At 68.4% G+C, this 16,242-nt stretch carries 13 protein-coding genes; 6 read left to right on the forward strand and 7 right to left on the reverse strand.

Translation table 11 applies throughout. The features are described from left to right. Positions 1-236: 236 nt before the first annotated feature. Both A2G96_RS17380 and galU read left to right on the forward strand, forming a co-directional pair. Positions 237-3,104: a valine--tRNA ligase gene (locus A2G96_RS17380; protein ID WP_062801326.1), complete on the forward strand. Its 2,868-nt coding sequence runs from the start codon at positions 237-239 to the stop codon at positions 3,102-3,104. 139 nt (positions 3,105-3,243) lie between these two features. After that, on the forward strand, positions 3,244-4,134 hold the full coding sequence (gene galU / locus A2G96_RS17385) for a UTP--glucose-1-phosphate uridylyltransferase GalU (RefSeq protein ID WP_062801328.1): 891 nt from the start codon (positions 3,244-3,246) through the stop codon (positions 4,132-4,134). Between the two features lie 87 nt (positions 4,135-4,221). On the opposite strand, the gene A2G96_RS17390 is transcribed toward galU, so the two are convergent. The 6 genes from A2G96_RS17390 to A2G96_RS17415 all read right to left on the reverse strand — a co-directional run bounded on the left by A2G96_RS17390 (position 4,222) and on the right by A2G96_RS17415 (position 8,653). Continuing rightward, positions 4,222-4,449, reverse strand: a complete 228-nt coding sequence (locus tag A2G96_RS17390; protein ID WP_010813669.1) for a sulfurtransferase TusA family protein — start codon at positions 4,447-4,449, stop codon at positions 4,222-4,224. Positions 4,450-4,500: 51 nt separating this feature from the next. Next, positions 4,501-5,085 (reverse strand): NUDIX domain-containing protein, encoded by a 585-nt coding sequence (locus A2G96_RS17395; RefSeq protein ID WP_062801331.1) that lies wholly within the window; start codon positions 5,083-5,085, stop codon positions 4,501-4,503. Positions 5,086-5,139: 54 nt separating this feature from the next. Continuing rightward, positions 5,140-6,171 (reverse strand): threonine aldolase family protein, encoded by a 1,032-nt coding sequence (locus A2G96_RS17400; protein ID WP_062801334.1) that lies wholly within the window; start codon positions 6,169-6,171, stop codon positions 5,140-5,142. Between the two features lie 28 nt (positions 6,172-6,199). Next, on the reverse strand, positions 6,200-6,388 hold the full coding sequence (locus tag A2G96_RS17405) for a 4-oxalocrotonate tautomerase (protein WP_062801336.1): 189 nt from the start codon (positions 6,386-6,388) through the stop codon (positions 6,200-6,202). Between the two features lie 56 nt (positions 6,389-6,444). Beyond that, entirely contained in the window at positions 6,445-7,218 is a 774-nt protein-coding gene (locus tag A2G96_RS17410) for a class II aldolase/adducin family protein (RefSeq protein ID WP_062801338.1), read from the reverse strand. A 133-nt stretch (positions 7,219-7,351) separates the two neighbouring features. Then, the gene (locus A2G96_RS17415; RefSeq protein WP_062801340.1) at positions 7,352-8,653 is read right to left on the reverse strand and encodes a YbfB/YjiJ family MFS transporter; all 1,302 of its coding nucleotides are present in this window, start codon (positions 8,651-8,653) and stop codon (positions 7,352-7,354) included. Positions 8,654-8,782: 129 nt separating this feature from the next. Here A2G96_RS17415 and A2G96_RS17420 point away from each other — a divergent pair, with 129 nt between their 5' ends. From A2G96_RS17420 to A2G96_RS17430, 3 genes are all read left to right on the forward strand, one after another. After that, a complete protein-coding gene (locus A2G96_RS17420; protein WP_062801341.1) occupies positions 8,783-9,682 on the forward strand; it encodes a LysR family transcriptional regulator in 900 nt (299 codons plus the stop codon). Between the two features lie 93 nt (positions 9,683-9,775). After that, complete coding sequence (locus A2G96_RS17425; RefSeq protein ID WP_062801342.1) at positions 9,776-11,242, forward strand: NfeD family protein; 1,467 nt, start codon at positions 9,776-9,778, stop codon at positions 11,240-11,242. Between the two features lie 2 nt (positions 11,243-11,244). Beyond that, entirely contained in the window at positions 11,245-12,009 is a 765-nt protein-coding gene (locus A2G96_RS17430; protein ID WP_062801343.1) for a slipin family protein, read from the forward strand. 59 nt (positions 12,010-12,068) lie between these two features. On the opposite strand, the gene alaS is transcribed toward A2G96_RS17430, so the two are convergent. Beyond that, positions 12,069-14,702, reverse strand: a complete 2,634-nt coding sequence (gene alaS, locus A2G96_RS17435) for an alanine--tRNA ligase (RefSeq protein ID WP_062801344.1) — start codon at positions 14,700-14,702, stop codon at positions 12,069-12,071. 295 nt (positions 14,703-14,997) lie between these two features. On the opposite strand from alaS, the gene A2G96_RS17440 reads away from it, so the two are divergent. Further along, on the forward strand, positions 14,998-16,218 hold the full coding sequence (locus A2G96_RS17440) for a CaiB/BaiF CoA transferase family protein (protein ID WP_062801345.1): 1,221 nt from the start codon (positions 14,998-15,000) through the stop codon (positions 16,216-16,218). The last annotated feature ends 24 nt before the right edge of the window (positions 16,219-16,242 follow it).

Below are 16,242 nucleotides of genomic sequence, written 5' to 3' on the forward strand. Positions count from 1 at the left end.
TCGCCGGCAATTATACCGGGGGGCCCTGTTCCATAAGTCACATCCGGCCTGGCTCCGGGCACGCGCTTCAAGCCGGCAGCCGGCCGGCTCCGGCCACGAAATAGGCACCAGCCGCCCGCCCCCGTATAATTTGTGGTTTCACTGGCGCCAGGCCGGCCCCCGCAGGCCGCCAGCGACCGCCAGGCGCAGGGCAACGCACCTGCCACGCACCCAGACGCCAACCTCGACATCCCAGCATGACCGCCCAAGACCAATCGCTTGCCAAGAGCTTCGAACCCGCCGCCATCGAGGCGAAATGGGGCCCCGAGTGGGAGAAGCGCGGCATCGCCAAGCCCACCTTCGATCCCGCCCGCCCGGACTTCGCGATCCAGCTGCCGCCGCCCAATGTGACCGGCACGCTGCACATGGGCCATGCCTTCAACCAGACCATCATGGATGGCCTGGCACGCCATGCGCGCATGCTGGGCGCCAATACGCTGTGGGTGCCGGGCACCGACCACGCCGGCATCGCCACCCAGATCGTGGTGGAGCGCCAGCTCGAGGGCCAGGGCGTGTCGCGCCATGACCTCGGCCGCGAGAAGTTCACCGAGAAGGTGTGGGCCTGGAAGGAAGAATCGGGCTCGACCATCACCCGCCAGGTGCGGCGCATGGGCGCGTCGATCGACTGGAGCCGCGAGTACTTTACGATGTCGCCGCAGATGTCGAAGGCGGTCACCGAGGTGTTCGTGCGGCTGTACGAGCAGGGCCTGATCTACCGCGGCAAGCGCCTGGTCAACTGGGACCCGGTGCTGGGCACCGCGGTGTCGGACCTGGAAGTCGACAGCGTCGAGGAAGAAGGCTCGCTGTGGCATATCCGCTATCCGCTGGCCGAGGCTGACGCCAAGGGCGGCCTGACCCACCTGACCGTTGCCACCACGCGTCCGGAAACCATGCTCGGCGACGTCGCCGTGATGGTGCATCCGGAAGACGAGCGCTACGCGCACCTGATCGGCAAGTCGGTGCACCTGCCGCTGACCGGCCGCCAGATCCTGGTGATCGCCGACGAATACGTCGACCGCGAATTCGGCACCGGCGTGGTCAAGGTGACGCCGGGCCATGACTTCAACGACTATGCGGTGGGCCTGCGCCACAACCTGCCGCAGCTGTCGATCCTGACGCTGGACGCGAAGATCGTTGCCGACGCCCCCGCCGCCTACGCGGGCCTGGACCGCTTCGACGCGCGCAAGGCCATCGTCGACGACCTCGACAAGCAGGGCCTGCTCGAAGACGTCAAGAAGCACAAGCTGATGACTCCGCGCAGCGAGCGCACCGGCAGCGCGATCGAGCCGATGCTGACCGACCAGTGGTTCGTCGCCATGAGCAAGCCGGCGCCGGAAGGCACCTTCTACCCGGGCCGCTCGATCGCCGAGGTCGCGCTCGAGGCGGTGCAGAGCGGCGAGATCAAGCTGGTGCCGGAAAACTGGATCAGCACCTACAACCAGTGGCTGGGCAATATCCAGGACTGGTGCATTTCGCGCCAGCTGTGGTGGGGCCACCAGATCCCGGCGTGGTACGACGAGGCCGGCAACTGCTTTGTCGGACGCACCGAGGAAGAAGCCGCCGCCAAGGCCAAGGCCGCCGGCAGCACTGGCGCGCTGCGCCGCGAGGAAGACGTGCTCGACACCTGGTTCTCGTCGGCGCTGGTGCCGTTCTCCTCGCTGGGCTGGCCCGAGGAAACGCCCGAACTGAAGCACTTCCTGCCGTCGTCGGTGCTGGTCACCGGCTACGACATCATCTTCTTCTGGGTGGCGCGCATGGTCATGATGACCAAGCACTTCACCGGCAAGGTGCCGTTCCACACCGTCTACGTGCACGGACTGGTGCGCGATTCGGAAGGCAAGAAGATGAGCAAGTCCGAGGGCAACACGCTCGACCCGGTCGACCTGATCGACGGCATCGACCTCGACACGCTGCTGAAGAAGCGCACCACCGGCCTGCGCAGGCCCAAGGACGCGCCCAAGATCGAGAAGAAGACCAAGAAGGAATTCCCCGAGGGCATTCCGGCGTTCGGCGCCGACGCGCTGCGCTTCACCTTTGCCTCGCTGGCCACGCTCGGGCGCAACATCAACTTCGATACCGGCCGCTGCGAGGGCTACCGCAACTTCTGCAACAAGCTGTGGAACGCGACCCGCTTCGTGCTGATGAACACCGAGGGCCATGACTGCGGCATGGGGCCCTGTAACCAGGACTGCGGCCTGGACGGCTACCTCGATTTCTCGCAGGCGGACCGCTGGATCGTGTCGCTGCTGCAACGTGTCGAGGCCGAGGTCGAGAAGGGCTTTGCCGAATACCGCTTCGACAATATCGCCAACGCCATCTACAAGTTCGTCTGGGACGAGTACTGCGACTGGTACCTGGAACTGGCCAAGGTGCAGATCCAGAACGGCACGGAGGCCCAGCAGCGCGCCACCCGCCGCACCCTGCTGCGCGTGCTCGAGACCGTGCTGCGGCTGGCGCATCCGGTGATCCCGTTCATTACCGAAGAATTGTGGCAGAAAGTCGCGCCCCTGGCCGGGCGCGCCAGCGGCGATGGTGCGGAAACCATCGCATTGCAGCCGTATCCGCTGCCTGCCGTCGCCAAGATCGACGAGAATGCCGAGCAGTGGGTCGCGCGCCTGAAGGAAGTGATCGACGCGTGCCGGAACCTGCGCGGCGAGATGAACATCTCGCCGGCCCAGCGCATCCCGCTGTACGCGCAGGGCGACAGCGCCTTCCTGAAGGCGGCGAGCGCACATATCCAGGCGCTGGCGAAACTTTCGGAGGTGCGCGTCTTCGAAGATGAAGCCACCCTGCAAGCGGAGGGCGCCGGTGCGCCGGTCGCCATTGCCGGGGGCAACCACCTGCTGCTGAAGATCGAGATCGACGTCGCCGCCGAGCGCGCGCGCCTGTCGAAGGAAGTCGAACGCATCGGTGGCGAAATCGGCAAGTGCCGCGCCAAGCTGTCGAACGAAAGCTTTGTCGCCAAGGCACCGCCCGCGGTGGTGGCGCAAGAGACGCAGCGCCTGTCCGATTTCGAGCAGACGCTGGCCAAGCTGCAGGGCCAGCTGCAGCGGCTGCCGGCCTGACCCGAGGGGTCAGTCAGGCGGCCTGCATCACGCCCCTGCCGGCCGGGGGTTCTGTGCGGCATCGTCGGACAGAACCGGACAGACGGCGCCCACGCTGGCTGGCAGGGTTATGGACTGGAATCTGAGAGGTACACCTGATATGGAAAATCGCGTCACCAAGGCTGTGTTCCCGGTTGCGGGCCTGGGCACCCGCTTCCTGCCAGCCACCAAGGCCAGCCCCAAGGAAATGCTTCCGGTGGTGGACAAGCCGCTGATCCAGTACGCCGTGGAAGAAGCCATGGCCGCCGGCATTACCGAGATGATCTTTGTGACCGGCCGCTCCAAGCGCGCGATCGAGGACCATTTCGACAAGGCCTTCGAACTGGAAGTCGAGCTCGAGGCCAAGAACAAGCAGGCGCTGCTGGACGTGGTGCGCTCGATCAAGCCCGCCAACGTCGAGTGCTACTACGTGCGCCAGCCCGAGGCGCTCGGCCTGGGCCACGCGGTGCTGTGCGCGGCCAAGCTGGTGGGCGACACCCCGTTCGCGGTGATGCTGGCCGATGACCTGATCGACGGCAACCCGCCGGTGATGAAGCAGATGGTGGATGCCTTCAACCACTACAACTGCTCGGTGCTGGGCGTCGAGGAAATCACGCCCGAGCAGAGCCGCTCCTACGGCGTGATCGATGGCCGCGAATGGGACGACGACGTGATCAAGGTCTCGGGCATCGTCGAGAAGCCGGCGCCGGAAGACGCGCCGTCCAACCTCGGCGTGGTCGGCCGCTACATCCTGACGCCGCGCATCTTCGACCACCTGCGCGAGCTCAAGCCCGGTGCCGGCGGCGAGCTGCAGCTGACCGACGCGATCCAGTCGCTGCTGGGCCAGGAGCAGGTGCTGGCGTACCGCTACCAGGGCCGCCGCTACGACTGCGGCAGCAAGCTGGGCTACCTCAAGGCGACCGTCGAGTTCGCGCTGAAGCACGCCGAGGTGGGCACCGATTTCAGCGCCTACCTGGAATCGCGCGAACACCTGAACGGCCTGGGCCGCTGAGCTCGCCTTCCGGGGCACGAAGAAAAAGCCGCTTTCGAGCGGCTTTTTCCTTGTTGGGCGCCCCGGCGTGCGCTCCGGTGCAAGCGGTCACCGCCGGCGCATATAGAACACGAACACCTTATCCACTTCCGAATGCGACAGCAGCTCGTTGCCGGTCTGCTTGGCAAAGGCCTGGAAATCGCGCGTGGCGCCGGGATCGGTCGCCAGCACCTTGAGCACGTCGCCGCTGGCCATGTCGGCCAGGGCCTTCTTGGTGCGCAGGATCGGCAGCGGGCAGTTCAGGCCGCGCGCGTCCACTTCTTTCTGGAACTCCATTCGTCTCTTCCTCTGATGCTTGGGGGCTGGAGGCTGGCTGAAAAACCGGCCTTACCAGCGGTATTGTAGCGAAGCCCCGAGCTGGCTGAAGTCGTGGGGGCGGCGCGGGTCCGGAATGTCGGCGCCGCTCTGGCGGTCGAAGAAGCGCACCGGGTAGCCGCGCGCGGCAAGCCAGTCGGCCACCGCGAAGCCGGTTCCGGCCGACCACACGCGCACTTCCTCGGGCGCCACCAGCTTGTATTCGGCCAGTTCCTCGGACAGTTCGACGGTGCCGGTCGCCTTGACGTGATAGGCGATGATCAGCTCGTTCTTGCGCATGAACTCGTAGACGCCGATCAGCGCGACCGACTCGGTATCGAGGTTGGTCTCTTCCTTCAGTTCGCGCGCCACGCCCAGTTCGGGCGGCTCGTCGCGCTCCAGGAAGCCGGTCACCAGCGCAAACATCTTTTCCGGCCAGGCGGCGTTGCGCGCCAGCAGCAGCTTGTCCTGGTACTCCACCACCGCCGCCAGCACCGGCAGCGGGTTGTTCCAGTGCACGAAGCCGCAGTCCTGCTGCACGCAGGCGTGGCGTTCGCGCCCGGACAGCGGCAGCACCTCGAGCGGCGCGCCGCACTGCGGGCAGAATCGGTAGGTCATGGGGGCTCCTGGGTCTCGTCGTTATCAGTATGAGTATCGCGGTATTCGATCCCGCTATGCGCCGCAGGCAGCGCGCATGTCGGCGGCAAGCGCCTCCACGGTCTGCGGCTGCAGGTCCCACGAACACATGAAACGGCAGCCGCCCGCGCCGATAAAGGTGTAGAAGCGCCAGCCCTTGGCGCGCAGCGCTTCGATCGCCGGCAGCGGCAGCTCGGCGAAGACCGCGTTGGACTGGGTCGGGAACATGATGCGCACGCCGGGGATCTCGTGGATGCGCTGCTGCAGCAGTTGCGCCATCGCATTGGCATGGCGCGCGTTGGCCAGCCACACGTCGTTCTCGAGCAAACCCAGCCACGGCGCCGAGATGAAGCGCATCTTCGACGCCAGCTGTCCGGCCTGCTTGACGCGATAGGCAAAATCCTCGGCCAGGCGGCGGTCGAAGAACACCACCGCCTCGCCCACCGGCAGACCGTTCTTGGTGCCGCCGAAGCACAGCACGTCGACGCCCGCGCGCCAGGTGATCTCGGAAGGATGCACGCCCAGCGACGCCACCGCGTTGGCGAAGCGCGCGCCGTCCATATGCACGCGCAGCTGCCGGCGCTTGGCGATGGCGGCGATGGCGCGCACCTCTTCGACGCTGTAGACGGTGCCGACTTCGGTCGATTGCGTCAGCGACACCACCTTGGGCTTGGGGTAATGGATGTCGGCGCGGCGCGTGACCAGCGCCTCGACCGCATCGGGCGTGAGCTTGCCGTGCTCGCCCGGCGCGGTCAGCAGCTTGGAGCCGTTGGAGAAGAATTCCGGCCCGCCGCATTCGTCGGTCTCGATATGCGCCAGCTCGTGGCAGATCACCGAGTGGTACGACTGGCACAGCGCCGACAGCGCCAGCGAGTTGGCCGCGGTGCCGTTGAACACGAAGAACACTTCGCAGTCGGTCTGGAACAGGTCGCGGATGCGGTCGCAGACCTTCTGCGTCCAGCTGTCGTCGCCATAGGCCTGCTCATGGCCGCTGCCGTTGGCTTCCAGGAAATACTTGAGCGATTCCGGGCAGAAGCCGGCGTAGTTGTCGGAGGCGAAGTGCTGCATGGTGTTCAGTGTGGAGCGGCCTGGCGCCTTACTTCTTGTCGGCCCACAGCTCGCCGCCGGTGGCCCAGTTTTCGCGCTTGACGTCGGTGATGATGATGTCGACCGCCGACGGCGAGCAGCCCAGCGTTTCGCAGCTGACGCGGGTCACTTCCTCGACAAACTTGCGCTTCTGCTCGATGGTGCGGCCTTCAAACATTTCGACGTGGAAAGTCGGCATACATGGCTCCTGTGCTGGATTGATTGTTGTGGTCCGGGTGGGGACAGCTGTCGCCTTCAGTCCCGGTAGGAAGGATCGATTCTATCCAGTTTGCGAAGCAGCGCGGGCCATTCCAGCACGCCTTCGATGGCGCCGTCGTCGTAGAGCTGCGCGGAAGTCTTGTTCGCCACGGCGGCGTCGGGCTGCACCAGCGCGCCGCCGGCCTGCGCCGCGATCTGGATTTCGCAGGCCTTGATCAGCGTCGCCATCAGCACATAGGCCTCGGCCACCGTGCGGCCCACCGTCAGCGTGCCGTGGTTGCGCAACAGCATAGCCGGATGCGTGCCCAGCGACGCGGTCAGCCGCGCGCCCTCGGCCGGGGTGAAGGCCAGGCCCTCGTAGTCGTGGCAGGCGATGCGGCCATGGAAACGCATGGCATGCTGCGACAGCGGCAGCAGCCCCGCCGCCTGCGCCGACACCGCGATGCCGGCGGTGTTATGCAGGTGCATCACACACATCGCGTCGGCGCGCGCGGCATGCACCGCGGCGTGCAGCGCGAAGCCGGTCACGTTGACCGGATGCACCGTCTCGCCGACGACCTCGCCGCGGCCGTTGATCTTGACCAGGTCGCTGGCGCGGATCTCGTCGAAGGCAAAGCCGAACGGGTTGATCAGGAAGTGATCCGGCTCGCCCGGCACCGTGGCCGAGATATGCGTATAGATCAGGTCATCCCAGCCCTCGCGCGCAGCCAGGCGATAGGCCGCGGCCAGGTCGACGCGCACGCGCTGCTCTTCGGCCGAGACGGGATGGGAGGCGCCCGCGGCGCGCGCGGGCTGCAAGGCAAAAGACATGGGGTCGCTCCTGCGCCGCCCGGTCTGGCGTGCCGGGTAAGTCCCGGCCTTCTGTGCCGCGCCGCTGGACCGCGATGCCGGCAGTCCCGGCCGCAGCCCCTCGCGCGGCGCGCCGGACGGCAAAGGCGATACTTTAGCGCACCTTGGCGGCCCGGCTCGGGGCGCTGCTTACCGACTCCCCGGCGGCCGGCAGCGGCCATGCCCGGCGCATCCACGCGAACACCAGCGCGCCCAGCGCCAGTGCCGCCGCGGCGCACGCCAGCGACCCGGCAAAGCCGCCGCTGTGCGCCACCAGCGCGGTCGCCAGCGGCGGGCCGGCGATCTGGCCGAGGCCGTAGGACGCGGTCATCAGGCCCATCAGCCGCGGTGCGCGCGGCCCCCACAGCCGCCGCGCCTCGCGCATCGCGAACGCCACCAGCGCGGTGAACGGCAGGCCCGCCAGCAGGCTGCTGAGGGCAAAACCGGCGACGCTCGGCAACACCACCGCGATCGCCACGCCCAGCGCCTGCATGCCGTACAGCAGCGCCAGCAGCTTGCGGTTGTCGTGCCGCATGCCGACCCGCGTCGCCAGGAACGCGCCCACCGCCACGCCGGCGCCGAAGATCGGCCAGAACAGGTCGGCCCACACCGTGCCCGGCAGCGCCTGGCGCGCGATCACCGGCAGGAAGGTCGCGGTGATGATGTAGCCGAAGCCGGCCAGGCCGTAGGCCAGCGTCAGCATCCAGGCCTCGGCATCGAGCCGTGCCGTGCGGATATCGGCATCAGCATCGGTTTCGGCGGGCCGCGCGTGCGGCACCGCTGCCGCCACCGCCGGCGCGACGAAAATGCGCCAGACCGCCGCCACCAGCACCACCGCCAGCGCGGTGAAGGCGAGCCAGCCATGGTCGGCATGCCAGCCCGCGCCGACCATGCCGGATACGCCCAGCCCGGTGACCACGATGCCCAGGCCCGGGCCGCAGAAGATCAGCCCGGCCAGCTCGGGCCGGCCCAGCTCGGCCAGCCGCTGCAGGCACCAGGCGGCGGTGTAGACCATCGCCAGGGCGCTGGCCACGCCCGCGGCGGCGCGCCACAGCGACCACGCCGGCATGCCGCCCGGCAGGGCCATGCCCAGCGTCAGCAGCACCGTGGCCACCAGGCCCCAGCGCACCATGCGCGCCGCGTCGGGCTGGATAAACATGCACACCGCGGCGCCGATGAAGTAACCGATGTAGTTCCCCGTCGCCAGCCAGCCGCCCTGGTCCAGCGTGACCGTGCCGTCATGCAACATCATCGGCAGCAGCGGCGTGAAGGCGAAGCGGCCGATGCCCATCGCCACCGCCAGCGACACCAGCCCGGCCAGCGCCACCGCGAGCGGGCCGGCCTCGCGGCGCGCAGGCGCGGCGGCGGCCACGCGCGCGGCAGGGTGTTCGGGCTCAAGGCTGTGGGGACGCGGCATGAGAAATGGCTGCGGGGGCAGCGGTTGCATTGCGATTTCTGTATGCTACGCTGCCATCATCATCTTGAAACATGAATTATCAAGATGCCTGCCATTCTGAAATCTGATGGATACCACGGGAGCATCGCCATGGACCTTGCCGCGCTGGAGATCTTCCGCGCCGTCGTCGAGGCCGGCGGCGTCACCCGCGCGGCCGAGCGGCTGCACCGGGTGCAGTCCAATGTCACCACCCGCATCCGCCAGCTGGAGCAGTCGCTGGGCGTCGAGCTGTTCGTGCGCGACGGCCGCCGCATGGTGCTGACGCCGTCGGGCCAGACCCTGTTCGACTACGCCTGCCGCATCCTGACGCTGACCGAAGAGGCGCGCCACGCGGTGTTGCCGGCGCGGCCGCATGGCCGGCTGCGCATTGCCTCGATGGAAAGCACCGCCGCCAGCCGCCTGCCGCAGGTGCTGGCCGCGTATCACCAAGCTTGGCCCGAGGTGCAGCTGGAACTGGTGACGCTGGCGACGCGGCAGGCGTTCGACGCGCTGGCGCGCTTCGAGGTCGACTGCGCCTTCGTCGCCGAGCCGCTGGCCGACCCGGCGCTGCGCGCGGTGCCGGTGTTCGAGGAAGAGCTGGTGGTGATCACGCGCGCGCACCATCGCCCCGTGCGCGGCGCGGCCGACCTCGAGGTGCCGACGCTGCTGGCGTTCGAGCCGGGCTGCAACTATCGCGCGCGGCTCGAGACCTGGTACGGCAGCGGCCCCGCGCCGACCCCGCGCGTGCTGCAGCTCAGCTCCTACCATGCCATCGTCGCCTGCGTCGCGGCCGGCATCGGCGCGGCGATCGTGCCGCGCTCGGTGCTGGGCCTGTACCGCGACCTGCCCGCGATCCGGCAGCACAGCCTGGGCGCGGCGGGCCGGGTGCGCACGCTGCTGGCGTGGCAGCCGTCGATGGCCAGCGCCGCGCTGCATGCGCTGGTCGAGGCCCTGCCCGAACTGACGCCCGCACCGCCCGGCTCGGCCGGTCCCGAACTGGCGGCGGCCTGAGCGCGCGGGCCCGCGGGGCCGCGTGCAAGATGTGCCCGGTGGCCTACACTTGAAGTGGCGCCACCACAGCACCTTGCCTGCCCTGCTCCTGCCATGAACCCTGCTTCCGCGTTGCTGCGGGCCTTCCGGCTGCTGTCCAGCCTGGCGCTGGCATGCTGCGCGCTTGCCTTCGGCGGCAGCGGCGCCGCGGCCCCGCCGCCGGCCACGACCACCCCGGCCACCACGGCCACGGCCACCGCGCCGGTGTACGTGATCCCGCTGAAAGGCGCGGTCAGCCCGGCCAGCGCCAGCTTTATCCTGCGCGGCATGGCGCGCGCCCGCGAAGCCGGCGCGCAGCTGGTGGTGCTGGAAATGGACACGCCCGGCGGACTGGATGCGTCGATGCGCGACATCATCCAGGCGATCCTGGCCTCGCCGGTGCCGGTGGCCAGCTATGTCTCTCCCGGCGGCGCGCGCGCGGCCAGCGCCGGCACCTACATCCTGTATGCCAGCCATCTCGCGGCGATGGCACCGGGCACCAACCTGGGCGCGGCGACGCCGGTGCAGGTCGGCATCGGCGGCCCGCAGAAGCCCGACGCACTGCCCGGCGCCAGCCCCGCCTCAGCCCCGGCCAGCGCGCCTGCCAGCGGCGACGCCATGGCGCGCAAGCAGCTGCACGACGCCTCGGCCTATATCCGCGGCCTGGCGCAGCTGCGCGGGCGCAACGCCGAATGGGCCGAGCGCGCGGTGCGCGAATCGGTCAGCCTGTCTGCCGACGAGGCGCTGGCGCAGCGCGTGATCGATGTGGTCGCGGCCGACCTGCCCGCGCTGCTGCGCCAGCTCGACGGGCGCAAGCTGACCACCGCCGGCGGCAAGGCCAGCACGCTGCAGACGCGCAATGCGCCTGCGGTGACGCTGGAGCCGGACTGGCGCAACCGCTTCCTGGCCGTGATCACCGAGCCCAGCGTGGCGCTGCTGCTGATGATGATCGGCATCTACGCGCTGATCTTCGAATTCTCCACGCCGGGCATGGTGGTGCCCGGCATCGTCGGCGCGATCTGCCTGCTGCTGGCGCTGTTCGCGCTGCACATGCTGCCGGTCAACTACGCCGGGCTGGCGCTGGTGGCGCTGGGCATCGGCTGCATGGTGGCGGAGCTGTTCCTGCCCACCTTCGGCGCGCTCGGGGTCGGCGGCATCATCGCCTTCGCCTTCGGCGCGGTGATGCTGATCGACACCGACGTGCCGGGCTTCGGCGTGCCGCTGCCGATGGTGGCGGCGATGTCGGCGCTGTCGGCGGTGTTCGTGTTCGGCATGTCGGCGCTGCTGATGCGCTCGCGCAAGCGCCCGGTGGTCAGCGGTGCCGACACCCTGGTCGGCAGCCGCGGCGAGCTGCTCGACGACCTGCGCGAGGAAGGCTGGGCCAGCGTGCGCGGCGAGACCTGGCGCGTGCGCAGCGCCACCCCGCTGGCGCGCGGCACGCCGGTGCTGGTCACGGGACGCAGCGGCCTGGTGCTCGATGTGATCGCCGCCGGCAGCGTGCCGGCCTCCTCTTCCCAACCGACCCCCGACAAGGGAGCCTGACCATGGCCTACGGATTCAGCTTCGGCGGTGTGATTTTCCTGCTGGCACTGCTGGTGATCACCTCGTTCCGCGTGCTGCGCGAATACGAACGCGGCGTGGTGTTCATGCTTGGACGGTTCTGGAAGGTCAAGGGCCCGGGACTGGTGCTGCTGATCCCGGCGGTGCAGCAGATGGTCCGGGTCGACCTGCGCACGGTGGTGATGGACGTGCCGCCGCAGGACGTGATCTCGCGCGACAACGTCTCGGTCAAGGTCAATGCGGTGGTGTACTTCCGCGTGGTCGATCCGGAACTGGCCATCATCCAGGTGGCGAACTTCCTCGAGGCCACCAGCCAGCTGGCGCAGACCACGCTGCGCTCAGTGCTGGGCAAGCATGAGCTGGACGAGATGCTGGCCGAGCGCGAAAAGCTCAACCTCGACATCCAGCAGGTGCTGGACGCGCAGACCGACGGCTGGGGCATCAAGGTCTCGAACGTCGAGATCAAGCACGTCGACCTGAACGAGACCATGGTCCGCGCGATCGCGCGGCAGGCCGAGGCCGAACGCGAACGGCGCGCCAAGGTGATCCATGCCGAAGGCGAACTGCAGGCGTCGGAAAAGCTGCTGGAAGCGGCGCAGATGCTGGCGCGGCAGCCGCAGGCGATGCAGCTGCGCTATATGCAGACGCTGACGCAGATCGCGGGGGACAGGAGTTCGACGATCGTGTTTCCGCTGCCGATCGATTTGCTGACGACGCTGCGGAGCGCCACGGGGAATACCCAGAAGTAGGAAAGCAGAAGGGGCGCCACGGGCGCCCCTTCTTACTCGGCTTCACAAACGTCAGCGCATCAGACTTTCGCCGCCACCCACTCGCTGACACCCGCCAGCGCCTGCGGCAGCTTGGCCGGCTCGGTGCCGCCGGCCTGCGCCATGTCCGGGCGGCCGCCGCCCTTGCCGCCCACCTGCTGGGCGACAAAGTTGACCAGCTCGCCGGCCTTGACCTTGCCGGTGGCGTCGGCGGTGACGCCGGCGATCAGGCTGACCTTGCCGTCCGCAACCGCGCCCAGCACGATGGCGGCGCTCTGCAGCTTGTCCTTGAGCTTGTCCATGGTCTCGCGCAGGGTCTTGACGTCGGCGCCGTCCAGCTGCGCGGCCAGCACCTTCAGGCCCTTCACATCGACCGCCTGCGCCGCCAGTTCGTCGCCCTGCGACGCCGCCAGCTTGCTCTTCAGGCGCTCCAGCTCCTTCTCCAGCGCGCGCACCTGCTCCTGCACCTGGCCGATGCGCGGCACCAGTTCGGACGGCTGCGCCTTCAGCACGGCGGCGGCTTCGTTCAGCTTGGCGTCCAGCCCCTGCAGGTAGTGCAGCGCGTTGTCACCAGTGATGGCTTCGACGCGGCGGATGCCGGCGGCGACGCCGCCTTCCATCACGATCTTGAACAGGCCGATATCGCCGGTGCGGTGCACATGGGTGCCGCCGCACAGTTCCTTCGAGGTGCCGATCGACAGCACGCGCACGTCGTCGGCGTACTTCTCGCCGAACAGCGCCATCGCGCCGCTCTTGACCGCGTCGTCGAACGGCATGACCTCGGCGTGCGTGTCCTCGTTGCGCAGGATCTCGGCGTTGACGATCTCTTCGACCTGGCGGATCTGCGCGTCGGTCAGCGCGGCATTGTGCGAGAAGTCGAAGCGGGTCTTGTCCGCATCGACCAGCGAGCCCTTCTGCTGCACGTGGCTGCCCAGCACTTCGCGCAGCGCCTTGTGCATCAGGTGGGTGGCCGAGTGGTTGCGCACGGTGCGCGCGCGACGCAGTGCGTCGACCTGCGCCGACACGGCATCGCCAACCTTGAGCGCGCCGCCCTGCAGCGTGCCCTGGTGGCCGAACACGTCGGCCTGGATCTTGGTAGTGTCGGCCACGGCGAAAGTGGCACCATTGCCATCCACGGCCTTCAGCACGCCCTGGTCGCCGGCCTGGCCGCCGGACTCGGCGTAGAACGGCGTGTGGTCGAGCACCACCACGCCGGTCTGGCCGGGCTGCATGGTGTCGACCGCGGCACCATCCACGTACAGCGCAGTAACCTTTGCCTGCGGCAGTTCCAGCTTCTCGTAGCCGTGGAACACGGTCTTGTCGCCGGTGTACTCCAGGCCGGCGGCCATCTTGAACTTGCCGGCGGCGCGCGCCTGCTCGCGCTGGCGGTTCATGGCGGCGTCGAAGGCGGCCTCGTCCACGCCGATTTCCTGCTCGCGGCACACGTCCTGGGTCAGGTCCAGCGGGAAGCCGAAGGTGTCGTGCAGCTTGAAGGCCAGCTCGCCGTCCAGGGTCTTGCCGCCCTTGAGCTTCAGCTCGGCCAGCGCGGCGTCGAGGATGGCCATGCCGTTCTCGATGGTCTCGAAGAAGCGCTCTTCCTCGGCCTTCAGCACTTCGGTCACGCGCGACTGCGCCTCGGCCAGCTCCGGATAGGCCTGGCCCATCTGCTCGACCAGGTCCGGCACCAGCTTGTGGAAGAAGGGGGTCTTCTGGCCCAGCTTGTAGCCGTGGCGGATGGCGCGGCGGATGATCCGGCGCAGCACATAGCCGCGGCCTTCGTTGCCCGGGATCACGCCATCGACGATCAGGAACGCGCACGCGCGGATATGGTCGGCGATGACCTTCAGCGAGTTCTGGTTCAGGTTGTCGATATGGGTCTCGCGCGCGGCGGCCTTGATCAGCGCCTGGAACAGGTCGATCTCATAGTTGCTGTGCACGTGCTGCAGCACCGCGGCAATGCGCTCCAGGCCCATGCCGGTGTCGACGCACGGCTTGGGCAGCGGCGTCATGTTGCCCTGCTCGTCGCGGTTGAACTGCATGAACACCAGGTTCCACACCTCGATGTAGCGGTCGCCGTCTTCCTCGGGCGATCCCGGCGGGCCGCCCCACACGTCCGGGCCGTGGTCATAGAAGATTTCCGAGCACGGGCCGCAGGGGCCGGTATCGGCCATCTGCCAGAAGTTGTCCGAGGCATAGCGCGCGCCCTTGTTGTCGCCGATGCGCACGATGCGCTCTGCCGGCACGCCGACTTCCCTGGCCCAGATGTCGTAGGCCTCGTCGTCTTCGGCATAGACCGTCACCCACAGCTTCTCCGCCGGCAGCTGGTAGGTCTTGGTCAGCAGTTCCCATGCGTACTGGATGGCTTCGCGCTTGAAATAGTCGCCAAACGAGAAGTTGCCCAGCATCTCGAAGAACGTATGGTGGCGCGCGGTGTAGCCCACGTTCTCGAGGTCGTTGTGCTTGCCGCCGGCGCGCACCGAGCGCTGCGCCGAGGTGGCGCGGCTGTACGGGCGCTTGTCGGTGCCGAGGAACACGTCCTTGAACTGCACCATGCCGGAATTGGTGAACAGCAGCGTCGGGTCGTTCGCCGGCACCAGGCTGGACGAGCGGACCACGGTATGGCCCTTCGATTCGAAGAACTGCAGGAACTTGCTGCGAATGTCTGAGACTTTCATGGGATGGCGGACGCTTGTCCCGGCGTGGCCGGGCGCGACGAATCAGTATGGGATTTGCAAACCGTTGATTATACGGGCAAGGCAGGCCGTCGGGCAGGTCGGCCACGGCGCCGCGGAAGCGGCCGGCTATCGCCCTGAATCCCATTGCTGCGAGAGATGCCTGCGTCACTTATGACGGCGCCGTCGGTTCGCCGGTGGTACAGTGCAGCCAACCCGCGCCGCCCCCTTTCCGGGGCGCGCGACCGCCCCGCATTCCGGACCCGATCCCCGCCTGACCTCTGCCTCGAATACCGCCATGGGAGCCTTAAGCCATCTCCGCGTCCTCGACCTGACCCGCGTGCTCGCCGGGCCGTGGTGCGCCCAGAACCTTGCCGACTTCGGCGCCGACGTGATCAAGATCGAGCGCCCCGGCGCCGGCGACGACACCCGCACCTGGGGCCCGCCCTGGCTCAAGGACGAAGCGGGCCGCGACACCGCCGAGGCCGCCTACTACCTCGCCGCCAACCGCAACAAGCGCTCGGTCACGTGCGACATCAGCACCCCGGAAGGCCAGCAGATCGTGCGCGACCTGGCCGCGCAGAGCGACGTGGTGCTGGAGAACTACAAGGTCGGCCAATTGAAGAAATATGGCCTGGACTACGACTCGCTGAAGCAGGTCAAGCCCGACCTGATCTACTGCTCGGTCACCGGCTTCGGCCAGACCGGCCCGTACGCCGCGCGCCCCGGCTACGACTTCATCATCCAGGGCATGGGCGGCTTCATGAGCCTGACCGGCGAGCGCGACGACCTGCCCGGCGGCGGCCCGCAGAAGGCCGGCGTGGCGATTTCCGACCTGATGACCGGCCAGTACGCCACCATCGCCGTGCTGGCGGCGCTGGCGCACCGCGACCGCACCGGCGAAGGCCAGTACATCGACATGGCGCTGCTCGACGTGCAGGTGGCGATGCTCGCCAACATGAACACCAACTACCTCGCCAGCGGCCAGGCGCCGCGCCGCTGGGGCAACGCGCATCCGAACATCGTGCCCTACCAGACCTTCCAGGCCGCCGACGGCTGGATCATCGTCGCGGTCGGCAACGACGGGCAGTTCCGCAAGTTCGTCACCGATGGCGGCAGGCCCGAGCTGGCCGACGACCCGCGCTTTGCCACCAACCCGCAGCGCGTGGCCAACCGTGACGTGCTGGTGCCGATCCTGGCGGAGATGGTGCGCCCGCGCACCCGCGCGCAATGGATCCGCGACCTCGAAGCCGCGGGCGTGCCGTGCGGCCCGATCAACACGCTCGACGACGTGTTCGAGGACGACCAGGTCAAGGCGCGCGGCCTGCGCGTGGACCTGCCGCACCCCAGCGCGGGCGAGGTCAAGCTGGTCGGCAGCCCGATCAAGATGAGCGCGACGCCGCCGCAGGCGCTGCGCCACCCGCCGCTGCTGGGCGAGCATACCGACACGGTGCTGGCCGAGACCCTGGGCTATAGCGCGGCGCAGATCGACGCACTTCGTGCAAAAGGGGTGCTGTAAGATTCTCCTCCAGCCCGCGGCGGG

This window comes from Cupriavidus nantongensis (assembly GCF_001598055.1).
GTDB classification, from domain to species: domain Bacteria; phylum Pseudomonadota; class Gammaproteobacteria; order Burkholderiales; family Burkholderiaceae; genus Cupriavidus; species Cupriavidus nantongensis.

Bases quoted from the DNA above. Each gene is read 5' to 3' on its own strand.
- A2G96_RS17405 (WP_062801336.1), bottom strand. From the start codon at position 6,388: ATGCCGACTTTCCACGTCGAAATGTTTGAAGGCCGCACCATCGAGCAG.
- A2G96_RS17390 (WP_010813669.1), bottom strand. From the start codon at position 4,449: ATGGAGTTCCAGAAAGAAGTGGACGCGCGCGGCCTGAACTGCCCGCTG.
- A2G96_RS17400 (WP_062801334.1), bottom strand. From the start codon at position 6,171: ATGCAGCACTTCGCCTCCGACAACTACGCCGGCTTCTGCCCGGAATCG.
- A2G96_RS17420 (WP_062801341.1), top strand. From the start codon at position 8,783: ATGGACCTTGCCGCGCTGGAGATCTTCCGCGCCGTCGTCGAGGCCGGC.
- A2G96_RS17380 (WP_062801326.1), top strand. From the start codon at position 237: ATGACCGCCCAAGACCAATCGCTTGCCAAGAGCTTCGAACCCGCCGCC.
- galU (WP_062801328.1), top strand. From the start codon at position 3,244: ATGGAAAATCGCGTCACCAAGGCTGTGTTCCCGGTTGCGGGCCTGGGC.
- alaS (WP_062801344.1), bottom strand. From the start codon at position 14,702: ATGAAAGTCTCAGACATTCGCAGCAAGTTCCTGCAGTTCTTCGAATCG.
- A2G96_RS17430 (WP_062801343.1), top strand. From the start codon at position 11,245: ATGGCCTACGGATTCAGCTTCGGCGGTGTGATTTTCCTGCTGGCACTG.
- A2G96_RS17410 (WP_062801338.1), bottom strand. From the start codon at position 7,218: ATGTCTTTTGCCTTGCAGCCCGCGCGCGCCGCGGGCGCCTCCCATCCC.
- A2G96_RS17440 (WP_062801345.1), top strand. From the start codon at position 14,998: ATGGGAGCCTTAAGCCATCTCCGCGTCCTCGACCTGACCCGCGTGCTC.
- A2G96_RS17425 (WP_062801342.1), top strand. From the start codon at position 9,776: ATGAACCCTGCTTCCGCGTTGCTGCGGGCCTTCCGGCTGCTGTCCAGC.
- A2G96_RS17415 (WP_062801340.1), bottom strand. From the start codon at position 8,653: ATGCCGCGTCCCCACAGCCTTGAGCCCGAACACCCTGCCGCGCGCGTG.
- A2G96_RS17395 (WP_062801331.1), bottom strand. From the start codon at position 5,085: ATGACCTACCGATTCTGCCCGCAGTGCGGCGCGCCGCTCGAGGTGCTG.